This is a genomic window from Candidatus Methylomicrobium oryzae (genome assembly GCF_016745425.1).
In the GTDB taxonomy this organism is placed as follows: domain Bacteria; phylum Pseudomonadota; class Gammaproteobacteria; order Methylococcales; family Methylomonadaceae; genus Methylomicrobium; species Methylomicrobium oryzae.
The window spans coordinates 25,927-46,551 of the sequence record NZ_JAERVK010000021.1; the positions used below are offsets into that span (position 1 = coordinate 25,927).

Genomic DNA, 20,625 nt, shown 5'->3' on the forward strand with positions numbered 1-20,625 from the left:
AGTGGTTCTCCTTTATTAGAGGCACAATCAATGCCAAAACTTCAAGGAAATTCCAGATTTTCGAGCCGTTTGGCGCAAATACCGTAATGCATTGATTTTACTATCTCTAATACCGCTCTATCCGAACCGGCCCCTTGCCGCCGTCCGTTATCGTTGCCGGATGCCCGCTTCTATTGGCTGCTTTTCCGCTGCCGTTATGTGATCTAACCTATTCGGGCTGCGTTAAATAACATAGTTTATTTAACCCTTGAAAAGTCAGAGTTGAAGACTGTTATCCGTTCAAACAGTTAACCGGACTTTTGCAAAACCGCCGTTTTCGGTCCGCAAGTTGGTTACCTGCCCTTGATAAATCCGCGCGGCCGCGCCGAGGATGCGGTCGCGGTATACGAACAGCCGGTAATCGGTCTTGAATGCCTGCCGAGGCGCGCCCGGTGTCATCGACGGTGGAATCCGGCGCTGGAGCAACGTGTCCTCCGGATCAAGCTCGGCCAGTTTATGCCGGGTCAGCTTTTCGCCCACATACACCCCCCGGCTTGCATAGCCGGTATCGGGTTTGAACACCCATTGCTTACGGGTCCGCCAGGCCTCCTCGGCCGTCAATTCCCTTAACAGCAAGGTTTCGGGTATCGTCTCCGTCAGGATCGAAAGCTCCGCCTCCGAAAGCCCGAAGCCGCGCATGAGGGCGGACCGGCACCACAGCATCATCCGGCGCTTGTCCGCCAGTAAACCGTAAGCGCGGGGATTCGGGCTCAGGCACACCTGCTTTTTCAGATAGGCTTCGCGTATGTGATCCAACGGGGAAGCGTTCAAGTAAAAATCGCAGTGCCGGTTATAAATCATTTCGACCGGCTTGCCGCCGAGAGCAAGTCCGGAGGCTTGCGCTTCGATGGCTTCGGGCGGAGCGATCACCGCCTCGATGCCGGCTTTTTCGAACAGTAAGGCGAAAATCCGCATTTCGGAATACAGCGGTTGCCCGGCCGGATTTTCGTCGAGAATCACGATCCTTTCGGGACACACCGCCGCATTCCTCCGAAAACGGCCATAGTCGTCACAAAAGGTTTTAAGCAGCTTCGACCCCACCCGCTCGGAAAATTCCACTGCCATAGGGTCATGGCTCAGGTTTGCGTACCATATCCCGCCGGCGTTGGTGTTCACTTCGATCAGCTTCGGGCCCGTTTCGGATAAATGAAAATCATACCCCATCATGACCGCCTGATTGCCCGGATCGAAGCGGGCGCTGGCCGGCAACAGGCTTTCCAGATAGTTTCGATAGCCGGCATTTTCGCTCAACTTGTATAACAGGCGGACAACGTTGATCATGCGCCTTAAATCCCGTCGGGATAAGTCGGCGGGATAAGGACTGATAGGCAATGAAGAGGGGGACATACCTGTCGACAGGAGGGCGATCAATAAAGGAGAAAGGTGCGCATTCTATCGGAATATACGCGAACGGGTTCGGGAAGTTGAGGCCGGCCGGATTCAATCCGGGGCAGACGAAATATTAATAAACCAAGTCCGGCCTCATGGATCCTCGGACTGGAAAGGCAGCAGGTTTTTAGATTGATGCTGAATCTGTCTGGCCGTGCGGATAATCTTTTTACGGTGCCGGTGCGCATACGCGCCTGCCGCCATCCCGAGGCCAAAGACCAGCAGCGGGTAGCGGGCGGCGCGATGGATCACCTCGGTGGCAATCTGGGTGCCGACCGTAATCAGGCCCAATTTGATCAGCGCGCCGGTTTTGGTGCCGGCATCCTCTTCAGTGAATATCTCTTTTTCGTTGCGTTCGCTTTGCATGCAGTTTCAGTTCCCATAATTGATGATTGCCAAAATGTATGGCGACAGAGAGCGATCGCCTAGCCGGCAAACCGCTTGATCTGCGCCAGAAAGGCCTCGCTGTCCATATAGCCGACGATCCGCAATGATTTTCTTTCCCGCCGGTCCGGGCCGAAGAAAACGATCGCCGGAGGCCCGATCAGGCCAAAGCGGCCCAGCAGCGTCCGTGCCGCCGCGCCTTCCTCGGTCACATCGGCCTGAACCAGCGTTAATGCCGACAATGCCGCCCGTACCCTGGGATCGGCAAACGTCGTGTTCTGCATTTCGAGACAGGTAGTGCACCAGTCGGCATGAAAGTCGAGCATCAGCCATTGGCCTTTCCGTTTCGCCTCGACGAGGCGTTGCTCCAAATCGGCGGCAGTCTCGACTTTTTGGAAGGGCAGCGGTTCGACCTGGCAGGCAACGGCGGCCGTGCATAAAAATCCCAAATAATCGCGTTGCGGCCGGGTTAGGATGCCCACCGCCAGCACAATGCCGTACAACAAAGCCAGAACGCCAAAAGGCTTCCAGAGTTTTTGCCGGGCAAGGTACAGAAACGGTACCATGAACAGTACGCCCCACAAAACCGGCATGACCGAAGTCGGCAGAATGCGTCCCAGCAGCCACAGCGAAACGGCCAGCAGCCCTATGCCGAAGACAATCTTGGTCGCATGCAGCCAGGCGCCGGCACGCGGCAGCCATTTGCCGGCCGACGCGCCGATCAACAGCAGCGGCAGGCCCATGCCCAAACCCAGCGCGAACAGTGCACTTCCTCCCAACAGCGCATCCCCGGACCGGCCGATATAGATTAAGGCCCCGGCCAAAGGCGCAGTCACGCACGGACTGACCGTCAGCGCCGACAGCATGCCCATGACGATGGCGCCGAGCCAGTTGCCCCGCCGTTGACGGGAACCGAGAGAGGCAAGGCGGGACTGGATGAAAACAGGCATCTGCAGCGTGAACAGGCCGAACATCGACAGCGCCAGAAACACGAAGAGAAGGCTGGTCCCGACCAGTATCCAGGGCTGCTGAAAAAAGGCCTGCAGATTTTGTCCGAACAGGCCTGCTAATACCCCGAAAACGGCATAGGTCAGCGCCGAAGCCAGCACATAGCATAAGGACAGCATAAATGCGCGCCGCATGTTCGGTTCGGCGCGGTCGCCGATGACGATGCCGGAAATGATCGGAATCATCGGAAACACGCAGGGTGTAAACGCCAGGAGCAGTCCGAAACCGAAAAAACTCGCCAAGGTCAGTCCGAACGGATGCGCGGACAACTCTGCCGCAATGCGGTCGGGCTCCCCGAAGCCCGAGAAAGCCCCGCTCGCCGGCGCGGTAGCGCCCGCACCGGCCCTGTCCGCTTCCGGCAGGTCGAAAGCGAGGGTCTTTACGATCGGCAAATAACAGACGCGCGCTTCCGCACAACCCTGATAGCTCAGGTCGATCAGCAAGCGCTTCGCCTTGGTATCCAACCGCCTGAGCGGCAGCTCTACCGTCACCTTGCCGCGGTAAATTTCGACTTGGCCGAAAAACTTGTCCTTTTTGGCCTCGCCCTTCGGAAATTGCGCTACGCCCGTCTCGATGCCGGCGGTTTTCGAAGCGAATTTAAACTTATGCCGGTACAGATAATGGCCGTCGGCAATCGACCAAGAGAAGGTCAGGGTTTCGGCATCTTTGACCGCCGAAGTCAATACGAAGGCGGTTTCCGGATCGGGCAGCCCGTCATCGCCGGCCGCAAAAACGGCGGCTGCCGGCCACAGCCAAAGACAGCACAGCAGAATGGAAATATACAGTTTTTGCATGCCTTGTTCTTTGCAATTAACTCAGAGGCAGCTCACCACACCGTTCCCCGGATCAGGCCGCGCTCACTACAGCTATATGGGCGGCAGGCCGGCTCGATGCGGCGCGAGAAATCTAGAATCCTGCGTAAGCTCTACATATTTAAAAACTTGGAAGGACTCTCTATGACTAAAAAAAGCACGATACGTGCCGGAGGCGAAATCGGATGGAGTTTCAATTTGTTTTGATTGAGTGCTGTCGGGCGCCGGCACAAAACTATGTCATATGACGCACAAGGACGTGTCATATGACGCATACTCATGCGGATTCGAGAAGGCAAGCAGCAGGCAGGCTATCGGAGCACCGGGAAGTGCCCACATTTTTTTGCAATAACCCTTGGCAAGCCTGTCGTTCTCTCTGTCGTCTTTATCCGCGCGTAAACCAGCCGCGAAAATAGGACACGATACCTCGCCATACCGCCTCGAACTCGCGGACTAGCCGCTCCCCGTCGGGCCCTTTGTCCGCCTGCGGCGCCGGTTGCGCTGCCGGAGGGGTTTCCGCCGCCAGCGCTGCTTTCGGCGCCGGCCGGTCATCTACGACAATGAAGGTGCCGGGAATCATACCCATCCAGCAGCTCCAGGGCACGACCCCGCTTTCCTTCGGCGTGAATTCGACGGTTTGTTCTCCCGCATGCAGTTCGATCTCCAGGCCGTACTGCGGCACCACGATCGCCTTGTTGCATTCGTTCAATTCCTTGCCGTCGATCACCCATTTCACAGGTACGCCCTTGCGCAGGGTGAATTTGTTCGGCGAAAAACGGTTTTTCAACACATCCATACGGATGATTTGCTCCTTGCCGCTCAGCGGGGCTTCGGCTACGGTCGGGGCCAATTCTTGCGCCACGCGCGCCACCAGCGTGTTGAAATCCGCGCCGCTGCCGGTCACCGCCAGGCCGCGGTTCAACATGATCGCACCCAGGGCCATGACGATCGCGCCGGATGCTTTCAGCAGCTTGGGCGTCAGGTTCTTCGACAGCAGACTGGTGAGGAAGCCGAAGCCCAGCAGCAAAGGCAGCGTGCCGACGGCGAAAAAGAACAGGATGCTCGCGCCGCCAGTAAAGCTCCCCGTGCCGGCCGCCATCACGTACATCGCCTGTAGAGGGCCGCAAATAATCATCAAACCGTTGAGCAGCCCGATAAAGAACGGATTGTGGTGTTTGCGGTATTCCTTGCCGATGAAGCGCATCAGGGCCGGCGGCATCTTGAACTGGAAATGCCGCAAGACCGGGAAGACTTCCAGCATGTGCAGGCCGAACAGGATCAGGAATACCCCCGCGGCAATGCCGACCGCACCCTGCGTCCTGGGCGTAAAGGCGACGAACGAGCCGAAGGCGCCGAACAGCGCGCCGATCAATGTATAGGAAAGGGTTTTGCCGACGCCGTAGAGCAGGTGCGAAGCATACGACTTGTAGCCCTTGCCGGCGTTTTTTGCGGTATAGCCGACGATCAGCGGCCCGCACATGCCGACGCAATGGAAGCTGGTCAAAAATCCGACCAAAACCAGCAGGCCGTAACTCATATCGCGGCCGAGTTTGGGCATGTCGGCATGATCCATGAACCAGCTGTCGAGCCAGAGAATGAAAGCGATGCCCGACAGCGCCAGCGTCACGGCAAAGGCTCTTTTGAAAAACGTGCGCCAGGGATGCGGCGCCGGGAGTTCATGGACGGTGTTCATAAGCGGCGTTATTGTCTATGCATTCGATAAACCCGTATGCCCCGGCACGGCATGGGGGCGTGCTCGCCAAGCCGAGCGTCGAACCACTGGTGCAGTGCGAGGATGAGTGCCGAATTTGGGCTGTGTAGGGCCGTAGGATGTGCTGAACGAAGTGAAGCGCATCGTTCGCGATGATGGGCTTCGTACCTCAGCCCATCCTACCGTGCTGGAAAACCACCTGCATCTGATCGCCCAATCGCCCAACTTGCCGGCCGAAATCGCCAGCTTCAAATCATGGACCGCCAAACGCCTGCTCGAAGTGCTGAAAGAACAAAGGGCCGAGCACGTCCTGAAACAACTGGCTTTTTATAAAAAGACGCATAAACACGACCGCGACTATCAGGTCTGGGAGGAAGGCTCGCATCCCGAGCAAATCCAAAAGCCATGCGATGATGCTGCAAAAAATCGAATACATCCACCAAAATCCGGTTAAACGCGGTTATGTCGACAATCCTGTGCATTGGCGCAATTCCAGTGCCCGTATTTACGCCGGCGAAAACGGGGTATTGAAGATTAATAGGGAATGGTAAGGGTAAAGCGCGACGCTGGCGCGTCTTCTCTGCATTCCCACGCAGCGCGTGGGAACGAGAACGAGGCGAAAGCCTCCGGACGAAAATCAATATTCCCAACCGCCCGAAACCGGAATCAGCGCACCGGTGATAATTTCAGGGCTGTCGTAAATCAGCCAGGCGACCGTTTTGCCGATTTCCTCAGGTCTAACCGGCCGGCCGTAAGGGATCTGCGCGGCCATCGCTTGCCGTTCCTCGGCGCCGATGTCCTGGTCTTCGGTCAGGCCGGGACAGATCGCATTGACCCGCACCTTATCCGGCGCCAGCGCCGCCGCCAGGCTTTTGGTCAAGGCCGCGACGCCGGTTTTGGCGGCCGAGTAGCCGGCCGACATCGGCCAGGGCTTGATGTTGTCGACACCGGAAAACGCGAAATTGACGATCTGGCCCCGGTTAAGCCGCAACGCGTCCAGCGCGTAATGGCAGGTATGAAAACAGCTGTTCAGGTTCAGGTCGATGTCGGCCAGCCAGTTCTCGGGCGTGACGTCCAGAATGTTTTTGTAAACGTAAGGGCCGACCACGTTGATCAGCCCGTCGAGCCGGCCGAAGCGCTCCAGCGCATGGTCGATCAGCGCCTTCGCATTGTCGGGCCGGGTCAGATCGGTTTGATAAAAGCTATACTCGCAGCCTCGGGCGTCCAGCCAGGCGGCCAGCGCGTCGGCTTTTTGCCGGTTCCCATGATAATGCAGAACCAGGCAAGCCCCGCGTTCGGCCAGCGCCTGGCAAACGGCCAGGCCGATTGCCGAGGTGCTGCCTGTGATCAATAGCGTTTTCATTTTTTACTCACCCAATAGCGTTTGCTCACTCCGGCCAAAGAATCACCGCGGTGCGCAACCGGTTCTTGCCGAAACAGGACATCCGGTCGAAATCGTCCCGCGCGATCGGCACGAACTGGCAGTCCAGCTCGCTCCGGTGATCCTCCTCGGGATCGGGATCGTGCATGTACAGGCAGGTCTCGTCATAGCCGCTCATCACCACCCAGTGCGGCGCTTTTTTCCGGTCCAGCTGATAGGTGCTGATCAGGATCACCGGAATCGCGCCGCTATTAAAGGCCGCGATCAGGTCGTTCTGGGTGACGTTCGCATAATGGATCGGAATGTCCTGCGCTTCGGCATCGCGCTTGAACGAATTGTCGACCAGCTCCAGTATCTGCTTCTTCTCTTCACTGCGCACGCCGTCGATGAACAGCGTCTCAAGCCGCCGGCTGATCCAGACTTCGACCCGGAAGGCGCGCCGCTTCGCCGCCAGCGCCAGGCCGATAGGATGGCAGCCGCCGTGGCCGGAGGTCATGAAGATCGTCGTCGCTTCGCGCCACAGATTGATCTCTTCCTCGCGCGAAGGCTGATACGCGTCGTTCAGCCCGTGCATCGCCATCATCAGGGAGGCGGGGCCGCAGGTAAACGGGGTTGTTTGCCGAAGCCAGGGCACGGGTTTATGCTGCCAGGTGTCATGATAATGGCGGATCGTTTTCTGGAAGCGGATTGCGTCCTTGTGGTCCTCGTAATAGTCCCGGTAGAGGCCGAACTGCTGGAAGCCCAGCCTTTCGTAGAGGCGGATCGCGGACGTATTGTCGACGCTGACTTCGAGCCTGAGATACAGTCTGCCGCTGTCGAGCGCGGCCTGTTCGCCGGCCGCCATCAGCATTTTCGCAATACCGGTACCTCGGAGCCGCCGGTCGACCGCCAGCGAATAGACCCGCGCCAGCCAGGTGCCGGGATGGTAGATAATCAGGATATAACCGGCAACCCGGCGCTCGACCTCGGCGACCAGCAGCGCCCGATGCTCGGCCAGTATCCAGTGCCGGAAACTGCGGCGGCTCAGCCGGTCGGTTTCGAAACTGTCGTTTTCGAGTTTGACGAGGCCTTCAAGATCGTCGAGATTGGCCGGCCGGATCAGGATTGCTTCGGTATTCATCCGCCTGTCATCCTGCAAAAGCCTGTGCGATTACCTGACGGGCACGGAACAATACCATTTCGCGCCAGGCCCGGTCGGCCGGGCAAAAATGCTGCAGCATCACCGCGCTGTGCCGCCTGCGCAGTTCGATCGGCGCCGGTTCGGCCCATAATTGGTGATCCCTGAGCAGCACCTCGAACAGCCGGTCGGTGCTGTAACTGCCGAATTCGAGCGTGACATAGCAGCTGCGCGCGTTCATGATCTTGTGCCAGGCATAATCGAGCAGGCCGGATTTCGGCACCGAGCTGGACGTGCCGAGCAAAGGCAGCGTAACCGAATCGCCGTACAGGCGCACCGCCTCCGCGGTGCCGGCGCTGTCCGGTTCGTGGTCGCAGATGATCTCGCCGTAGCCGTACGCGCCGAGGCCGGTATGCAGATCGATCACGCTCAGGTCGCGCTCCGGAAGCGAATGGACTTCGAACAGTCGTTCGATCACCTGCCGCCCGTGGCTCGGCTTGGCGCCGCCGTAAAAAGGGCCTTTTGGGTCGTGATACTGGCCGGCGCTGACGGCTTTTTCGAGCGCAATTCGGCCGTGGCGCCTTTCAAAATCGGCCAGCCATTCCCGCCTTTGTTCGGGATCGTCCAGAAAAAACGCCTCGCGCAGCTCCCTATAGCCGTCATTTTCGGGCAAGGGCTCCGAAAAATCGACGAAATTGCGGTTCAGGTCGATTCCGTCCGCGTCGCAGCGCCGCCGCCAGGCATAGCCCCAAGGGGTCAGCGCATGAACGACCAATAACGCGGTCCGCGCCGGCAGCGCGATATCGCCTGCGGCCAGCATCTGCAAATGGTCGATTTGTATCGCGCTGCCCGCATAACCTTCGATACCGTGCGTGCCGCCGAGCAGCACAATGACTCTGTCGGCTTCCTGCGGCCCGATCCAGACGCCGTCGGTAAACAAGGGCTCGCCCTCGGGGCCGGCGCCGGCACACGGGAAAGCCCGATGCCCGACATCCGGCAATCCCGACAGCAGCGCCAGCCAGCGCGCTCTGGCAGCGGCATAGCTTTGAGGAAAAATCTCCGTACTCAGCGGCACCAACGGTAAACGGTAAGACATGCAATCCGCAGCGATTTTCAGTTTCGAAGGCGTTATCGTATCACGCCGCCTTGCCGCCTTCCTACCCGAAGCCGGTCTCATGACTTAACGGCAGGACAGGGCCGGCTTCTCCGCAGGAAAAGCACGGACTATTTCCTGATCAGCGTCACCAGCCGGGACTCGTTATCGATCATCAATTTATAGCGTCCGAGCGCGCTCATCCCCAACAGGCTCTGATGGTTCAGCAGCGTGTCGTCCACGAACGCGGCTTCCACGTTTTCGAGATGTTCTCCCTCGATCCTGACACCCCGCAACTTACCGACCAAGGCATCCACATTACCGTTCGCCGTCTGCATGACCCGCGGAGCCAACGCAGTTTCATCCATACCCAGCTTCGCAATCATCGAAGCCGGCAGCACCATCAGGTCCGCGCCGGTATCGACGATCATCTCGAGAGGTTCCCAATAATCGCCGCGGCCCGAAACGGCAAGCGAAACGATAAAGTGCCCGCCTTCGAAGCGGGCCGGCAGCACGATCCGGCCGCTGTCGGTTTTCTGTTTTTTATTGATGATCACGACTTTTTCGATCTTTCCTTTGGTATCTCTCGTGATCGCATGATTGTAGGACGACAGGGCCTTTTCGAGCTGCTGTTCGAGGCTGCCGCGCGCCCGCACTTTCGGTTCGTCGCCGATGTTGTCCAGGCCGACAATCTGAATCTGCATTTGAGTTTGCAGGGATTCGAGCTGGCCGTATAAGTCTTCGCCATTGTCGGCTTCCTGCGCCTCGACGCTCAGCGCGACGGCAACGCAAAGCGCGCAAACAAGTTTTCTGATCGGATGGAGATAAAATGATCGGGTCATGAACAATGATCGATTGTATGTGAAAAAAGACGTGCGCCTTCCCTTACCGTATGCCCAGCTGTCCCAGCAGCCGCATGATTTTTTCCTTACGCTGTCCTTCGGACAAGGTGCGCAGGTATTGAGTACGCAGGCTCTCCGGCAGTTTTTTCACCATGCCGGCCAGCACCGCTTCGATATTGTATGCCTCCGCCGAGGCCGCCAGACAGACCGGCAGGCAATCCTCGGGCGCCACCTGCAGCGATTGCGCCACCGAACCCACCGCCTCCCGAATGCTTCTAGCCTTGACGTTGTCCGGATTGTCGATGTCATACGGCGGCTGCCATTCCCGAAAAGGCCGCAGTTGATCGATATGGGTAACGACGGCCAGCACCGGAGGCATCCGCCGCTCCAGATGGGCGCCGTACCAGTTGCGCAATTCGCTCAAGAAACGGCCGTCGGCCTCGCGTCCGGCCTGCACGGCCGAACAGACCACGAGCACCAGATCGAAATTGCCGAGCTGCCGGCCGCTCTTGCTAAACCGGAAATCTTCTTCGCCGTAGCCCGGACTGTCGTAAAGCAAGACTTCGTCGATGTCCGGATGCCGGAGTTTGTAAACCCGCAATTCGTCGGCGACCGGCAGCACATCCACGGTGGTTTTGAGTTCGCCGAGCAGTGCGTTGATCAGGCTGGATTTGCCGGCATTAGTCTGGCCGGCGACCAGCACCCGCAAGGGGCGTTGGGGCAAGGCGCTTTCTTCCGGTTCCGGGCCGGGCGCCACCGACGAAGGCGGCAGCAGGTGGCCGCTGTAAAGCCCGATCGCATAATAACCGATCTTTTTGACGATCGTCTGCAACAGCCAGCGTTCCAGCAGGCCTTTCGGGTAATCCGCAATCTTGCCGGTAAAAAAACGGCTCAACTCGGCAGGGATCGCGGTGAAAGGCGAAGCGCCCATCGCCAGCGTGCGGCGCAGAAAGTCGATCTGCCGGAATTTTTGCCGCCATTTCCAAAGCTGCAATCCTTCGCGGACCGTGATCAGATGGCTGAACGGCACTTTTTCGTCCAGAAGCTCCCGCATATCCCGGCAGACCTGCTCGACGATGTACAGAATATTGCGCAGCGGCACGTCGAGTTCGGCGTGCCCGGTTTCGGGACGGAAATGTGCCGCCACTTGAACGATCACGCGCCGGGCAAGACCGGTCAGCCGGTCCGGATCGGTCAACGGGTAATCGGCAGGATTCAGTTCCTTGGCCAAGGCATCGATCTTGTCCCAGATTTCCTTCGCGGCCGGCGACCAGCGGTCGTCCGGGTCGACGCCGGGCAGCGCCGGCGGCACCGGCTCGTCCTGCTGCAATTTCCGGCTCAGCAGCCAGGCGATGCCGTAGAGCGACACCAGCACCGGCGCCGCCTGCAGCAGATAATGCTGTTGCCATAGCCAGACCACGCCGAGAACCACCAGCGCCAGCCAGGGCAAAACGATCATTAGGAACAGAATGAACAAGAGTATCGGCGTTTTCATCACTTTCATTCGGGCGCCTGCCGGCCCTTGACCGCATCACGCAGCAACTCGCCTCCGCGCATGAACTCCTGTTTGAACATCGCATTCAACGCTTCGGGACTCAGCGCTTCGCCTTGCTTCGTGTGACTGAAGTAAAAGCACAAAGTTTTACCCAGCGCATAGCTGACCGCCGCGGTATACAGCCCCGCCATGCCAGCCGCGACCGTCTGTCCGTAATAGGGCACCAGTTTCAACAGCTCGCGTCCGCCCATGCCCGACAACACGCCGAGGCCGATCGCGCTGACGATCTCGCTGATGCTTTGCTTGGTGAGAGGTAAACCATAGACACTGGCGATGCTGTGAAACATCTTGCCTTGCAGGATCACCACAGTGCCCAGACTGGCGACCGGCAGCGGAATCGCCGCCGCGCAGCCGGCCAGAATCGCATAGCTGACGATATGCGAATGCGCCGCTTTCAAATACACATCGTTGATCCGGCCGATGTCCAGCATGGCGCGGAGGCCAATCGGCAACGCCGCCTCGATCGCGGTCCAGAGCGCGTCGATCCCGTAATCGGCCGGCTCGTAGCCGTCCTCGGGAAAGGTAAAATCGATCGGCACGAAGCGCGCGTTCAGCCCGGCCAAAACCTGCCGCTGCTTGAGCAGCGAGAAGCGCAGGTCGGCCGGCACGGCAGAACCGATCTCTTCGTTTAGGAAAGGATAAGGTTGCGGATGATTCGTCGCCTGGCCCGGATAGCCTTCATGCAGGGATGTTTGCGCGACGATCAGCGGCCAGTCCGGATGCGCCTTGCGAATCCTCCTGAGCGCGGAAACCAAAGTTTCCAGCTGATGGTCCATCGCCTTCACGACCACAATCAGAAGATGCGCCTGGCGCTCGCACCAAGCCATGTCTTCACCGGGATCGTAGCCGGCTTCCGACAGGCCGCGCGTATCCAGAAAACGCAGCAGTGCCGATTCGCTGTCCGGATAGTCGAAAAACATCGCAGTCTTCGTGCAGGGCTTGAAGCCGTTGCCGACTTCTGCGGCCGTCGAATGGGTCAGCGTCCGGACGATCGCGCTTTTGCCGCTCTGGGTCTTCCCCAGCAGCCAGAATACCGGCATCGGCAGGCTGGCGTGGATGGCTTTGATCGCCTGTTCGGCTTCCGCGTCAACGCCGGGATTCAGGATTTTGGCCGTATAGTCCCGGCGATCGGCAAACGGCTCGTTCGGCTTGGGATTCCGTTTATTGCGGGACTTCCATTTGGAAAACAGGTCTGACAGTTTGGACATACAAGATATGCCACCCTAAGCCAGGGCGGCATCGGAGAAGAAAGCGGCCGAAATCGAGCGATGCCGGCAGTTTATGGCCGTTTCCCGCACAGGCAGGGAAACGACGGGAACACATTCTAAGCCTCGGCCTTTTCGCCATAGTGCGATTCGATATAACGTTCGACGATCGCCTGAAACTCCTCGGCAATTCGGTCGCCTTTCAGCGTGACCGTTTTCTCGCCGTCTTCATAGACCGGCGCGACCGGGGATTCGCCGGTGCCGGGCAGGCTGATGCCGATATTCGCATTCTTGCTTTCGCCGGGGCCGTTCACCACGCAGCCCATTACCGCGACTTCCATTTCCTCGACGCCGGGATATTTGGTGCGCCAGACCGGCATCTGATCGCGCAGATAAGTCTGGATTTGCTGGGCCAGCTTCTGGAAATAGTCGCTGGTCGTGCGCCCGCAACCCGGGCAGGAAATCACCATCGGGGTGAACGAGCGGAAACCCATCGTCTGCAGAATCTCCTGCGCGACGATCACTTCCTGCGTTCTCGACGAGCCGGGTTCCGGCGTCAGCGAAATCCGGATCGTATCGCCGATGCCCTGCTGCATCAGCACCGACAGCGCGGCCGATGACGACACGATGCCTTTCGAGCCCATGCCGGCTTCGGTCAGGCCCAGGTGCAGTGCGTATTCGCAGCGGCTCGACAGGTCCTGGTAGATGCTGATCAGGTCCTGCACGTTGCTAATCTTGCACGACAGGATGATCTTGTCCTTGCCTAGGCCGATTTCCTCCGCCTTCGCGGCGCTTTCGAGCGCGGACATCACGATCGCCTTGCGGGTCACCGCGGCCAGCGGCTCGGGATTCTTTAACGCCCGGTTCTCGTCGAGCAGGCGGGCCAGCACCGCCGGGTCCAGACTGCCGCCGTTCACGCCGATACGGACCGGCTTGTTGTACTGGCAGGCGAATTCGATCATCTGCTGAAACTGCGGATCGCGGGCCTTGCCCCGTCCCACGTTGCCCGGATTGATCCGGAATTTGTCGAGCGCGGCCGCGCAATCCGGATATTTTTCGAGCAGGCGGTGGCCGTTGAAATGGAAATCGCCGACGATGGGTACCGACTGCCCTTTTCTGTCCAATTGGTTGCGAATCTCCGAAACCGCCTTCGCCGCTTCTTCGGTATTGACGGTGATCCTGACAATTTCGGACCCCGCCTGCGCCAGCTCGATGATCTGGTTGACTGTCGCGGTCACGTCGGCCGTATCGGTATTGGTCATCGACTGCACGACGATCGGCGCGCCGCCGCCCACTTTGACATTGCCGACCGACACCTGATGCGTGATTTTTCTGAGACTGATGGACATAAATTAAACTTTCGTTAAAGGATGGCTAATTCAAAATAGTGATCTATATTATACGCCTAGAGCGTGTCAAGGGCAGAGTGAAATCGTGAGGATCAATTATTTTTCTGACATCCATTTGGAATTCGGCGATCTGGCAGCCCCGGACAACGGCGCCGACCTGATCATCGCCGCCGGCGATATCGGCATTTGCGAGCAGGGCGTGGCCTGGTTGAAAAATTTGGGCAAACCGGTCATTTACGTGGCGGGCAACCATGAATTTTATACGCATGAATATCGCGAGGCGCTGTTGCTGATTCGCGAGCAATGCCAGGGATCGAATGTGCAATTTCTCGAAAACCGAAGCTTTATTTTCCAGCAGGTACGTTTTTTGGGATGCACGCTATGGTCCGATTTATATGCCGAAGGCGAGGAAAAAACCGAAAGCCTCAAGGAGTCGCTGAACGATTTCAAGAAGATCCGCTTTGGCGGAAAAAGACTGGATGCTGAGACGTTTACCCGGCTCCATCAACAATCGAGAGCATGGCTCGAAAACGAACTGGCGCAGCCGTTCGCGGGCAAGACGGTAGTGGTCACGCATCACGCGCCGTCGGAATGGAGCTGGAACGAAGCGCCGAACGCGGTCAAGAAGCTGGCCTATTGCAACGACCTGAAATCCCTGATGCACCAACACGAGATCGCCGCTTGGTTTCACGGCCATACCCATAGCCAGGTCGATTATCGGATTGCGGGAACCCGAATCCTTTGCAATCCGCGCGGTTATACGGGTTACAAAGCAGCGGATGGATTCGATTTGAACAAGACGGTGGATATCTAGACCGACTTCAAGCCCCGGAGCGAACGGAATGCCTGATTTAACCCCTCCGATCGTTGCACTGCTGACGCCGTTCGACCTCGACGGAAAGATCGCTTGGGGCGCATTCGAATCCTATTTGAACGGCCTTTCTTCCTGGGGCGTAAAGTCGGTCATCGCCAATGGTACGACCGGTGAATTTCCCTCTTTGACGCTCGACGAACGGCAGCAGGTTAGCGCATTCGTCAGGCGGCACTTCAAAGGGACCCTGATCGACAACGTCAGTTCGACTTGTACCGACGACGTCAAACAACTGATCGCAGGTACAAACGGCGATGCGGTGCTGCTGCTTCCTCCGTACTATTACGCCGGCGCTTCGGCTGAAGGGCTATGCCGTTTTTTCGAAACCGCATTGTCCGAAAACGCCTTGCCCGCCTTTCTTTACAATTTTCCGAGACACGCCGGCAACCGGATCGATAATGCGCTGATCGAAAGGCTGCTCGGTAAAGGCATCCGAATCGCCGGCGTCAAGGACTCGAGCGGCGATTTGCGGAATGCGCTCGCCTACCGTACGCGTTATCCCGAGCTGAAGGTATTTTTTGCAGACGATGCCGGATGTCTGGCGGCCCTGCAAAACGGCCTGCACGGTTCGGTCACCGGCGGGGCGAATCCGCTGCCCGACTATTTGCTCGCAATTCAGAAAGCCTGGATAAACCGGAGCGATAAGTCGCTGGCCCTACAGGCCGCGCTCGATGCCTGGAACGCGTTTCGCTCGACAAGCGCCCTGACGGAAATCCCGCTGGTCAAGGCCGCGATGGGCGCACGGATCGCCGGTTTTCCGCCCTATGTCCGCCCGCCCTTTACCACCGCCCCGGCCGAAGCCGCCGGCCGAATCCGAACGGCCGTACTCGATCGCCTCTCCGCCCTGCATACCCTCCTGAACGCCCCGTAAAAAATTCCCGCGGCGCCGCCTGCGTTCAAAAGCCCTCCCGACAGCGGTTTTCCCAGCCTGAACTTCCCTGCCCCAGCCTCACTCTGAGAATATGGAATCGGCCATCGGAGAGCGACGTGAACCCCGTGCTTTGGCAGCCTTCGGCGGAAAGGCGGAAAAATGCGAATATCGCCCGTTTCATCGAATCGGTGCGGAACGAATACCGCGCCGAAGTGGACGATTATCCTGCGCTTTACCGATGGTCCGTCGACAACCCGGAAGCCTTTTGGGGTTTGCTCTGGGATTTCGCAAAGATCAAGGCCGCCCGCAAAGGGAACGCCGTCTTGGCCGATCGGCATAAAATGCCCGGTGCCCGCTGGTTTCCGGAGGCCCGGCTCAACTATGCCGAAAACCTATTGCAGAGCCGCGACGAACGCCGGCCTGCAATCCGCTTCCGCAGCGAAAACGGCGACACCTGCCGGCTTTCCGGCGGCGAACTTTACCGACGGGTTTCCCAGACCGCCCAGGCGCTGAAGAATGACGGCGTCGGCCCCGGCGACCGCGTGGCCGGCGTGCTGCCCAACATTCCCGAAGCGATGATCGCGATGCTCGCCACCGCCAGCCTCGGCGCGGTGTGGAGCAGCTGCTCGCCGGATTTCGGCGTCCCCGGCATCGTCGACCGCTTCGGCCAGATCGGCCCCAAAGTGCTGTTCGTTGCGGACGGTTACTTTTTCAACGGCAAGGTCTTCGACCGTACGGATCAGCTTGAACCGCTAAGGCAGACATTGCCCACGGTGCGGAAAATCGTCCTGGTGCCTTATTTGAAAAACGCCTTGATCCACCCCACGCAGGCAATCCGCTGGCAGGACTATCTGGCCGCTTTTCCCGAAGACCGTCCTATCGATTTCGAGCCGCGGGCGTTCGCCGATCCCTTGTTCATCCTGTATTCCTCCGGCACCACGGGGCCGCCGAAATGCATCGTGCACGGGGTCGGCGGGACGCTGATCCAGCACCTGAAGGAGCATATTCTGCACACGGACCTCCATCCCGGCGACCGGCTGTTTTATTACACCACCTGCGGCTGGATGATGTGGAACTGGCTGGCTTCGGGGCTGGCGTCCGGCGCGGAACTGGTGCTTTACGACGGTGCGCCGCTTTATCCTAGGCCGGATGTCCTGTTCGACCTGATCGACGATGATGGCCTCGATATTTTCGGGGTATCGGCTAAATACCTCGACGCGATCAAAAAAGCCCATGCCAGCCCCAAACAAACGCACAGCCTGGGCTCGTTGCGGACGATCCTGTCGACCGGTTCGCCGCTGGCGCCGGAAGCGTTCGACTATGTATACCGGTCGATCAAATCCGACGTCTGCCTGTCGTCGATCTCCGGCGGCAGCGACATCATCTCCTGCTTCGTGCTCGGCTGCCCGATCCTGCCGGTGCGGCGCGGCGAAATCCAGTGCCGGGGACTCGGCATGGACGTCGACGTATTCGACGAAGAGGGCCATCCCCTGCGCGGAGAAAAAGGCGAACTGGTCTGCAAGTCACCGTTTCCGTCGATGCCGGCCGGTTTCTGGAACGATCCCGATCAGCGCCTTTACCGTGCCGCCTATTTCGAAAAATATCCGGGCGTGTGGTGTCACGGCGATTACGTTGTCCTGACCGAGAGCGGCGGGATGATCATTTATGGCCGCTCGGACGCGGTGCTGAACCCCGGCGGCATCCGGATCGGCACCGCCGAAATCTACCGGGAGGTGGAAGAGATCGACGAGGTGCTGGAAAGCCTGGCCGTCGGACACGACATCGGCGGCGACTGCCGGATCGTCCTGTTCGTGATCCTGCGTCCCGGCCTGGAGCTGTCGGAGGATTTGCAGGCGAAGATCAGGCAGCGGATCAAACTGAATGCCTCGCCCCGCCATGTCCCGGCGGAAATCCGCCAGGTAACCGACATTCCGCGCACCAAGAGCGGCAAAATCGCCGAGCTGGCGGTGCGCGACGCCCTTCGCGGACAGCCGGTAAAAAACCGCCATGCGCTGGCCAATCCCGAGGCGCTGGAACAGTATCGCCGGTTGTCCGGCGGTCACGGTCTCAAAGATCTTAAAACCGGCTAGCGCCACGCAAGATACCGGATGCCCAAAGGCAAAACAGGCAGCGACACTCCGCTGTTCCCTGTTACGCCATGAATTGCGCTTTATCGCAGTGCCCGCGCCGACATAAAACTTCATGCTGGAGCTCGATTTTCAATGGAGGAAAAAATGAAAATCAAAAAAATATGGAAAATTCCGCTGCTCTTCCTCGCCGTGGCAAATATAGGAGGCCTGCCCGCAAAATCGCAAATACGGCATTATTATATTGCCGCTGAGGACAGTGTCTGGGATTTCGCCCCTTCCGGCCAGAACCTGGTGCATTGTCACGAGGCCGCGCCTTGCGCGATTCCGGAACCTTGGGCCGACAATCATCGATTTCCGGCAACGCGCTACATCCGGTACACCGACGCCACCTTCGCAACCCCAATGCCTCAGCCCGAATGGCTGGGCATCCTGGGCCCGGTCATTCGGGCCGAAGTCGGCGACACCGTCATAGTCCACTTCTGCAATAAGGCGGAGGGTATCTACAGCATGCATCCCCACGGTCTTCGTTATACCAAGGAGAATGAAGGGGCGCATTTTTTCGGCGCCAATTCCGGGAGTTTGCCCGGCTTCGGATCGGAGGTCATATCCGGCCAATGTTTCGATTACACCTGGGTTGCCGACCGGGACAGCGGCCCGGCGGAGGGCGAACCGAGTTCCAAGGTATGGTGGTATCACTCGCACATCCATGAAACCGCCGAGGCGAATAAAGGGCTGTTGGGACCGATCATCATCACCCGTAAGGGAATGGCCCGCCACGACGGCAGCCCGATAGACGTGGATCATGAATTCGTGACCGCTTTCTTCATATTCGACAAACTCGGCGGCGAGGAACCTGGACTGATGCACAGCATCAACGGCTATATCTTCGGAAACCTCAAAGGCCTGGTGATGAAGAATGGGCAAAAGGTGCGCTGGCATGTGCTGGGGATGGGCAATGAAGTCGATCTTCATACGCCGCACTGGCACGGCAAAACGCTCAAGACCGGGCAGGGAAATGCGGAGCAGCGCACCGACCTCGTGCAACTGCTTCCCGGCGGCATGGTGACCGCCGATATGGAAGCCGATAATCCGGGCGAGTGGCTGTACCACTGCCATGTAGCCGATCACATCGCGGCAGGGATGTTTACGACCTATCTGATCAGGGAATGAGGGTGTGCAGGCCGAAACGTCGAATCAGACGGCACTTCCCAAGTAAAAACAGGTCAGTAGATTGAACACCTCCAGGAATTCATTCGCTTCCTTCCGGGAAAGAAAATGATCACGGGCCTGTCCATGGAATGCGCAATAAGTATCGCTTTTGCACCGTAACCATAAAAGTGAGGATGTAAGCCATGAAGTTCCTTGCCGTTCATCCCAGTCCGCTGATGTATACGCGGGTATTTTTGCGCCTCGAACCTTTGGGGCTAGAACTGGTTGCCGATACGGTCAGGCGCCTGGGTCACGAGGTTTATCTAATCGATCTGCAGGTCGAGACGCATCGTGATTTTGTGCGGGTATTGGGCACCTGGCGCCCCGACGTCGTCGCGTTCTCGCTGAATTATTTGGCGAACGTCCCGGAAGTGATCGATCTGGCGAAGTCCGCCAAAGACCGCTTGCCGGAAAGTTTCGTTTTTATCGGCGGCCACAGCGCTTCGTTTACCGCCGACGAACTGCTGGAACACGGAGAAGGCAAAATCGATGCGGTGCTCCGGGGCGAAGGCGAGTCGGGAGTTCCTTTATTATTGCGGGCGCTCGCGGAAGACCGGCAAAACCTCCATACAGTGCCGGGCGTCACCACAGTCGACGGAACCGGTCCGCAGCCTTCCTTCGTTCCCGACCTGAACGATCTCAGCCCGGCGCGCGACCTGCTCCGCCGGCGCCGCAAATATTATCTCGGGATGCTCGACCCCTGCGCCTCGATCGAATTTTCCCGCGGCTGCCCGTGGGACTGTTCGTTCTGCAGCGCTTGGACTTTCTACGGCCGCAGCTATCGGGTGATGCATCCGGACAAGGTCGTCGAAGAATTGCAGAAAGTCCGGGAGCCGGGGCTATTCATTGTCGACGACGTGGCGTTCATTCAGGAAAAACTCGGCCTGGAAATCGGCGAAGCGATCGCGCGCAAGGGCATCAGGAAAGAGTATTACCTGGAAACCCGCGGCGACGTGCTGCTCCGCAACAAGGACGTGTTCAGGCTCTGGAAGCAGTTGGGGATGAAGTACATGTTCCTCGGCGTCGAGGCGATCGACGAAGAGGGGCTGGAAAAATACCGGAAGCGCATCTCGCTAAGCAAGAATTTCGAGGCGCTCGAATTCGCCCGCTCCCTGGACATCATGGTCGCGATCAACATCATCGCCGATCCGGACTGGGATCACCGCCGCTTCCAAACGATCCGCGAATGGTGCATGGAAGTTCCCGAAATCGTCAACATCAGCATCAACACGCCTTACCCCGGCACCGAAAGCTGGCTGACCGAAGCGCGCCGGCTGAGCACCCGCGACTACCGCCTGTTCGACATCCAGCATGCGGTATTGCCGACGAAAATGCCGCTGGAAGAATTTTACGCGGAACTGGTAAAAACACAGAAAGTGCTGTTCACCAAGCACATGGGCTGGACTGCGGTGCGCGATACTTTGTCGACCGTTGCCGGGCAGCTGGCGCGCGGACAGACCAATTTCGTGCGCAGCATGTTCAAATTCGACAGCGTCTTCAATCCCCAGCTGCAGCTGGCCGATCACCGCCTGCCGGTCCAATATCGCATGGCGCCGCCTCCGCCGTCGCAGCAACGCGTCGACGCCAAATCGATCTATATCCACCAACCGCTGGGCCGCCGCAGCCGGCAGCTCGACGATGCCAGCGAACGCTTCGTCGACGCCGGGCGCAGCGGTTCGGAAATTTAGCCGGCAGATTG

17 protein-coding genes are annotated in these 20,625 nt (G+C 58.7%); 6 read left to right on the top strand and 11 right to left on the bottom strand.

Annotation, left to right across the window (positions count from 1 at the left end):
• Nucleotides 1-279: 279 nt before the first annotated feature.
• The 4 genes from JJL52_RS19070 to JJL52_RS19085 form a co-directional block, all read right to left on the bottom strand.
• On the bottom strand, nt 280-1,320 hold the full coding sequence (locus JJL52_RS19070) for a PanM family protein (protein ID WP_236994374.1): 1,041 nt from the start codon (nt 1,318-1,320) through the stop codon (nt 280-282).
• A 201-nt stretch (nt 1,321-1,521) separates the two neighbouring features.
• Nucleotides 1,522-1,794 carry a hypothetical protein gene (locus JJL52_RS19075; protein WP_202054101.1) on the bottom strand — a complete coding sequence of 91 codons (273 nt, stop codon included), beginning with the start codon at nt 1,792-1,794 and terminating at the stop codon, nt 1,522-1,524.
• A 59-nt stretch (nt 1,795-1,853) separates the two neighbouring features.
• Nucleotides 1,854-3,614 carry a protein-disulfide reductase DsbD gene (dsbD, locus tag JJL52_RS19080; RefSeq protein WP_202054102.1) on the bottom strand — a complete coding sequence of 587 codons (1,761 nt, stop codon included), beginning with the start codon at nt 3,612-3,614 and terminating at the stop codon, nt 1,854-1,856.
• A gap of 403 nt (nt 3,615-4,017) precedes the next feature.
• Nucleotides 4,018-5,325: a sulfite exporter TauE/SafE family protein gene (locus JJL52_RS19085; protein ID WP_236994375.1), complete on the bottom strand. Its 1,308-nt coding sequence runs from the start codon at nt 5,323-5,325 to the stop codon at nt 4,018-4,020.
• A 151-nt stretch (nt 5,326-5,476) separates the two neighbouring features.
• Here JJL52_RS19085 and JJL52_RS19090 point away from each other — a divergent pair, with 151 nt between their 5' ends.
• Nucleotides 5,477-5,797, top strand: a complete 321-nt coding sequence (locus JJL52_RS19090; RefSeq protein ID WP_202054103.1) for a hypothetical protein — start codon at nt 5,477-5,479, stop codon at nt 5,795-5,797.
• A 183-nt stretch (nt 5,798-5,980) separates the two neighbouring features.
• Here the strand turns inward: JJL52_RS19090 and JJL52_RS19095 are convergent, their stop codons facing one another.
• The 7 genes from JJL52_RS19095 to ispG form a co-directional block, all read right to left on the bottom strand.
• On the bottom strand, nt 5,981-6,706 hold the full coding sequence (locus JJL52_RS19095; protein WP_202054104.1) for an SDR family NAD(P)-dependent oxidoreductase: 726 nt from the start codon (nt 6,704-6,706) through the stop codon (nt 5,981-5,983).
• Nucleotides 6,707-6,731: 25 nt separating this feature from the next.
• A complete protein-coding gene (locus tag JJL52_RS19100; protein WP_202054105.1) occupies nt 6,732-7,844 on the bottom strand; it encodes a GNAT family N-acetyltransferase/peptidase C39 family protein in 1,113 nt (370 codons plus the stop codon).
• A gap of 7 nt (nt 7,845-7,851) precedes the next feature.
• On the bottom strand, nt 7,852-8,937 hold the full coding sequence (locus tag JJL52_RS19105; RefSeq protein WP_202054106.1) for a DUF2817 domain-containing protein: 1,086 nt from the start codon (nt 8,935-8,937) through the stop codon (nt 7,852-7,854).
• 128 nt (nt 8,938-9,065) lie between these two features.
• The gene (locus JJL52_RS19110) at nt 9,066-9,776 is read right to left on the bottom strand and encodes a retropepsin-like aspartic protease family protein (protein WP_202054107.1); all 711 of its coding nucleotides are present in this window, start codon (nt 9,774-9,776) and stop codon (nt 9,066-9,068) included.
• A gap of 43 nt (nt 9,777-9,819) precedes the next feature.
• Nucleotides 9,820-11,280, bottom strand: coding sequence for a GTPase family protein (locus tag JJL52_RS19115; protein ID WP_202054108.1), 1,461 nt, complete (start codon nt 11,278-11,280; stop codon nt 9,820-9,822).
• Nucleotides 11,277-12,539, bottom strand: coding sequence for a YcjF family protein (locus tag JJL52_RS19120; RefSeq protein WP_202054109.1), 1,263 nt, complete (start codon nt 12,537-12,539; stop codon nt 11,277-11,279). Before JJL52_RS19120 ends, JJL52_RS19115 begins: the two co-directional genes overlap by 4 nt.
• A 116-nt stretch (nt 12,540-12,655) precedes the next feature.
• On the bottom strand, nt 12,656-13,885 hold the full coding sequence (gene ispG / locus JJL52_RS19125; RefSeq protein ID WP_202054110.1) for a flavodoxin-dependent (E)-4-hydroxy-3-methylbut-2-enyl-diphosphate synthase: 1,230 nt from the start codon (nt 13,883-13,885) through the stop codon (nt 12,656-12,658).
• Between the two features lie 85 nt (nt 13,886-13,970).
• Here ispG and JJL52_RS19130 point away from each other — a divergent pair, with 85 nt between their 5' ends.
• From JJL52_RS19130 to hpnR, 5 genes are all read left to right on the top strand, one after another.
• Nucleotides 13,971-14,699, top strand: coding sequence for a metallophosphoesterase (locus JJL52_RS19130; protein WP_202054111.1), 729 nt, complete (start codon nt 13,971-13,973; stop codon nt 14,697-14,699).
• A 28-nt stretch (nt 14,700-14,727) separates the two neighbouring features.
• A complete protein-coding gene (locus JJL52_RS19135) occupies nt 14,728-15,627 on the top strand; it encodes a dihydrodipicolinate synthase family protein (RefSeq protein WP_202054112.1) in 900 nt (299 codons plus the stop codon).
• A gap of 116 nt (nt 15,628-15,743) precedes the next feature.
• Entirely contained in the window at nt 15,744-17,717 is a 1,974-nt protein-coding gene (locus JJL52_RS19140; RefSeq protein WP_202054113.1) for an acetoacetate--CoA ligase, read from the top strand.
• A 144-nt stretch (nt 17,718-17,861) separates the two neighbouring features.
• Nucleotides 17,862-18,887, top strand: coding sequence for a multicopper oxidase domain-containing protein (locus JJL52_RS19145; protein ID WP_202054114.1), 1,026 nt, complete (start codon nt 17,862-17,864; stop codon nt 18,885-18,887).
• A 182-nt stretch (nt 18,888-19,069) separates the two neighbouring features.
• Nucleotides 19,070-20,614, top strand: a complete 1,545-nt coding sequence (gene hpnR / locus JJL52_RS19150) for a hopanoid C-3 methylase HpnR (protein WP_202054115.1) — start codon at nt 19,070-19,072, stop codon at nt 20,612-20,614.
• The last annotated feature ends 11 nt before the right edge of the window (nt 20,615-20,625 follow it).

Coding starts and splice junctions, on each gene's coding strand:
- JJL52_RS19110 (WP_202054107.1), bottom strand. CDS start 9,776: ATGACCCGATCATTTTATCTCCATCCGATCAGAAAACTTGTTTGCGCG.
- ispG (WP_202054110.1), bottom strand. CDS start 13,885: ATGTCCATCAGTCTCAGAAAAATCACGCATCAGGTGTCGGTCGGCAAT.
- JJL52_RS19115 (WP_202054108.1), bottom strand. CDS start 11,280: ATGAAAGTGATGAAAACGCCGATACTCTTGTTCATTCTGTTCCTAATG.
- JJL52_RS19145 (WP_202054114.1), top strand. CDS start 17,862: ATGAAAATCAAAAAAATATGGAAAATTCCGCTGCTCTTCCTCGCCGTG.
- JJL52_RS19095 (WP_202054104.1), bottom strand. CDS start 6,706: ATGAAAACGCTATTGATCACAGGCAGCACCTCGGCAATCGGCCTGGCC.
- JJL52_RS19135 (WP_202054112.1), top strand. CDS start 14,728: ATGCCTGATTTAACCCCTCCGATCGTTGCACTGCTGACGCCGTTCGAC.
- JJL52_RS19100 (WP_202054105.1), bottom strand. CDS start 7,844: ATGAATACCGAAGCAATCCTGATCCGGCCGGCCAATCTCGACGATCTT.
- JJL52_RS19105 (WP_202054106.1), bottom strand. CDS start 8,937: ATGTCTTACCGTTTACCGTTGGTGCCGCTGAGTACGGAGATTTTTCCT.
- JJL52_RS19120 (WP_202054109.1), bottom strand. CDS start 12,539: ATGTCCAAACTGTCAGACCTGTTTTCCAAATGGAAGTCCCGCAATAAA.
- JJL52_RS19075 (WP_202054101.1), bottom strand. CDS start 1,794: ATGCAAAGCGAACGCAACGAAAAAGAGATATTCACTGAAGAGGATGCC.
- dsbD (WP_202054102.1), bottom strand. CDS start 3,614: ATGCAAAAACTGTATATTTCCATTCTGCTGTGCTGTCTTTGGCTGTGG.
- hpnR (WP_202054115.1), top strand. CDS start 19,070: ATGAAGTTCCTTGCCGTTCATCCCAGTCCGCTGATGTATACGCGGGTA.
- JJL52_RS19085 (WP_236994375.1), bottom strand. CDS start 5,325: ATGAACACCGTCCATGAACTCCCGGCGCCGCATCCCTGGCGCACGTTT.
- JJL52_RS19070 (WP_236994374.1), bottom strand. CDS start 1,320: ATGATCAACGTTGTCCGCCTGTTATACAAGTTGAGCGAAAATGCCGGC.